Source organism: Crocosphaera sp. Alani8 (assembly GCF_038442745.1).
Lineage (GTDB): Bacteria > Cyanobacteriota > Cyanobacteriia > Cyanobacteriales > Microcystaceae > Crocosphaera.
In genome coordinates, this window is the sequence record NZ_JARVCN010000260.1 from 1 (window position 1) to 4260 (window position 4260).

Annotated in this window: 3 protein-coding genes; all 3 read right to left on the bottom strand. The window is 41.7% G+C overall.

All coding sequences use genetic code 11. The features are described from left to right. Window positions 1–7: 7 nt before the first annotated feature. Window positions 8–2416, bottom strand: a complete 2409-nt coding sequence (locus P9B04_RS14925; RefSeq protein ID WP_342055781.1) for an SdrD B-like domain-containing protein — start codon at window positions 2414–2416, stop codon at window positions 8–10. A gap of 611 nt (window positions 2417–3027) precedes the next feature. Then, complete coding sequence (locus P9B04_RS14930; protein ID WP_342055782.1) at window positions 3028–3519, bottom strand: hypothetical protein; 492 nt, start codon at window positions 3517–3519, stop codon at window positions 3028–3030. Continuing rightward, window positions 3512–4260, bottom strand: a 749-nt coding sequence (locus P9B04_RS14935; protein ID WP_342055783.1) for a Calx-beta domain-containing protein, incomplete at its 5' end; no start/stop codon positions are given. The genes P9B04_RS14930 and P9B04_RS14935, both read right to left, overlap by 8 nt.

The window sequence follows — 4260 nt, forward strand, 5'->3', positions numbered from 1 at the left end:
GTTTGGCCTAAGTTTTCGCAGCGAGTGACCCCTGGCTTTTTGAGAAGATACCAAAGTTCTTCGTGGCAGAACCTTCATAAACATGAGACTTTAGCTTTATCACTTCACCACCAGATGCGATGCCAACGTGTTCCAGACGATAGCCGTTAAGGTGTAAATCTTCAGCTTCGTAATGAACAGGCTGAACTGCAATTTCAGGATTGGTGTAACCACTTTGGTCTTCATCACTTACAGAACCTGCTACTACTGTTCCGATGTTGGTGTAAGTGCCAATGGCTTTCTCACCAGGTACAGAAATATCAAGTTTCTTTAGCTTGAAGGCATCATGACTGTGATCATCGCGAGCAGAAATCACTAGGGTATCGCCAGTTAAACCATCAGCATTGAAATCAGCCCAGCGGTCATATTTACCACCATTGTTATATTCTTTGGCAAAGCCATCTAAGATATCACTGTTCAAATATGAGATGTCTCCATTGCGATCGCCAATCCAGACTGAAATATCACTGTCTCCACTGACATAATCTAAGAAAGCGCGATCAACGGTCACATCTTGATCAAATTCAAAGAGAACATAATCAATACTGACACCATTATCAATGCGGTGCAATGAACCACTCTCATTACGGTTGGTAACACCTAAACCGCCACTATAAGCGCCAAGGTAAGCATCTCGCCAGCCTTGATCTTGATTAAAGCTAAATGCACTTACATCTACTGAAACCCCATCTTCAGTGAAAGTACGAACATTACCATAATGACCTGTTGTGTAACTATTACCTGTAAGATGGAAGGTAATGTCTTGAGAACTGGTGACAGTAATTAAGTCTTGAGCGGTTCCTGTTTTTTCGTAAATCCAAGTTTCACCTGGCGCTAAGGTGTTATCTCCATCTCCTTGATTAGTAATGTTGCTAATTATGCCTTCTTGGTCATCAGTGACTGTAATTTCACTTGCGTCAAAAGATACATTACCTGTGTTGGTCACTTCATAAGTCCAAGTGACTGTATCACCTGCAGCGATTTCTACAGCTTCTTCTGGGGTGTCAGCATCTACCCCATTGGTAAACTTCTCAATGTCAATACCAGGGGTAACCTCGTCATAACCGAAGTCTTGGTCTAGGTTGTTTTCTCCTGGTTCTAATTCCACCATAGAACCATTATCTAAAATTGCATCTGGATCAGCAGTTTGCTTTAAACCATCTAAAGCACCATTTTCATTGAGCACTTCTACTTGATAGTTCCCTGCTTCTAAGTCTTCAAAGAGATACTTTCCATTTCCATCAGTGGTTTGAGTGCCGATAACTACGTCATCTGCTGTACCAAAGATACCGTCTGCTCCTTTATCGGTTAATCGGACTTCTACTCCAGAGATTCCTGCTTCTTCTACTTCTTGGACTCCATTAGCGTTGTCATCTCGGAAGATGGTATCTCCAATAGAACCCATGGGAATGGCATAAAACCCTTGATCAATAGTGGGATCAAATTCTCCGATATCTAACGTTACAACATCAGAAATTAATCCATCACTATCAACACTATCATCATTCCCTTGATTCGCCGGACTGACTTCGAATCCTTCAGGTTGTTCAAATTGAACTCTATAGTCACCTGCAATCACTTCAAAATGATACTTACCATTGTCATCCGTAGTGGTGGAGTGAATGACTTCACTTTCCTCAATCACACCATCTCCATTAACATCGGCGAGTAAATTAACTGTAACCCCCGCAATTCCTTCTTCGCCACTATCTTGAATTCCATCTTGATCAGTATCGTAGAAAACAACGTCACCTAATTTAGATAACTCAACTTCAGCCATCACAATTTGGGCAGAGATGGGGTTATTGTTATTAAAGGGCGAAAGAATTACCGCCATTTTACCTGTGACTTGTTCCCCGAATATTGTTGTATATTCATAGCTAGGAACAAATCCTTCTCCACTGGCTTCGGCTAGACTGATAATTTCACTGGCTTTTTCTTCAGTCCAGGACCCTAAACCAGCGGTTAAGTTTTCATCATCAAGTAATGCCCAAATCGCTCGTTGGATATCACCAAAGGTAAAAACTTCTCCATTGGAAGCTGTTTTTCCAGCAAAGTTTTGATTGACAATCCAATTAACTAGATCAAAGTTTTCGGGGCTTTCAATATTCCCTGTTCCCAACAATTCAGGAGGCAGTTCTTCATAAGTAGAATAAACTTTAGCGTTATAGGTAACATTTCCGTTACTGGCAATTCCTCGGTCTGTATCAATGCAGTAAGCATCAAATGTTCCGTCTAAAATTGTTCCTCCTGTTATTTCAATGTCAAAGTAACTATCATTCCCAAATTGTTCTTCTTCGGGAATAACTCCGAAGCGACGAGGGGTAAAAGAAATTTCTTCAGGTAGGTTGATACTAAGGTTAGAAAAATTGGACATGGATAAAAGTGTTCCTGATTTTAGTATTGTTCAAAAAACAGGAGTCAAAAAGCAGGATATAATATCCACCGTAAATATTGTTATTTTATTTACTAAGGATTCTCATCGTAATCACAGGCCTTATGCGGCACCTCTTTATTCAGCACAGTAACAACCAACCGTTTGCTTTTCTAAATGTGAAAAATGGTTACAACCGATAAATAGCTGTTATTTAAATTCAGAAGACAATGCAAGGTACACTTGCTTTTCCTAAACAGGGGTGTATATTAAGAGGTTTTTTTCGTTGCTTATAGGGACTAGGTTAGCTAGATCACTGATGAATTTGGATAGGCTTTTTAAAAGCTTAAGTAAAATTACTATTAGTGACTACCGTAGTCTAAAGCAAGATTCATATTTTGTCAAGCATTTGCAGATTGCATTCTCGCAAATTGTAGATTCACTGAGTTTGGGCTCTATCCCAACCCTAAAACATTGGCGAGGGACCTTGGGAAATCCCATTCGCCAGGGGAACGCGTGAGCAGACACTCACCGTTCGGCTGAGGTAACGGCCGAAGCCTCCGGTTCGATGTATCCCCCTCGTTTATAGGGTGGGACTTAGCCCGACATTTAAGTTAAGCAATGCCTATGGCTATACCTGTGATGTCATTACCAGAGAGTCCAAACTGACTACCATTAAAGAATAAGTCAGAGGAGAAGTTTCCGTTAGTGACTGTACCGGTAGAGGAAGGTGTAAAGCCGAAGATATCTTCGTCTGCACCAGATAAGCCAGAAACCGAGAAGTTATTGGTGACTGACAGTAACAAATCACCTATTCCATCAACAGCTAAAGCATCCACATCCTCATTACTGAGACCAATATCGCTCCCATCCAAATATAGAGATAGAGAACCAGTTGTATTTGCCCCTAAAGAAGTTGGCGTAAATCTGACAAGATCCTCATCGGCGGCACTAATTCCACCAGCATTCAGGTTTCCTCTTGTAGAAATTAGTAGAGATCCGTCTGGTAAGTTCGTGAGAGCGTCAATATCCTCACTATTGTTACTCAAGCCAATATCACTGCCATCGAGATATAGGGAAAAACTACCAGATGTATTGTTACCCAAACTCGTTGCAGTAAACTTGACTATAACTGATAACATCAAAAGCATCGATTTCAATGCTGCCACCATCATCATCGTCATCGTCATCGTCGTCACCAGATACTCTAAATACATCCGACCCATCGAACAAAATACTAAAGTTTGTACCGTCAAACTGGACAATATCTTGTGGAGTCACAGACACACCCTGGTTTTCATCCAAGCTAAAGAACAAGTTTTCCACAGTAGGAACCTCTACATCATCGTTAACAATGGTTCCAACACCTGTGCCATCGGTAATGGTTGCTCCTACCGCATTGCTCAGGTTCACTGTGAAGGTTTCGTCTGCTTCCACCACTTGATCATCGGTGATATTGATAACGATACTTTGGCTGGTTTGACCTGGAGCAAAGCTCACTGTGGAGTTACTTCCTGTGTAGTCACTACCTGCAATGGCTGTTCCATCAACCGTATTGAAATCTACTGTGACCTCTGAATCGTTGGCAGAGGAGAGACTCACGGTAAAGGTTGCGGTGCCATCCCCTTCATTGACGGTTACATCATTAATAGACAGTTCTGGTGGTGGGGCGACATCATCGTTAACAATGGTTCCAATACCTGTGCCATCGGTAATGGTTGCTCCTACAGGGTTGCTCAGGTTCACTGTGAAGGTTTCGTCTGCTTCCACCACTTGATCATCGATGATATTAATAACGATACTTTGGCTGGTTTGACCTGGAGCAAAGCTCACTGTGGAGTTACTTC

Coding starts and splice junctions, on each gene's coding strand:
- P9B04_RS14925 (WP_342055781.1), bottom strand. CDS start 2,416: ATGTCCAATTTTTCTAACCTTAGTATCAACCTACCTGAAGAAATTTCT.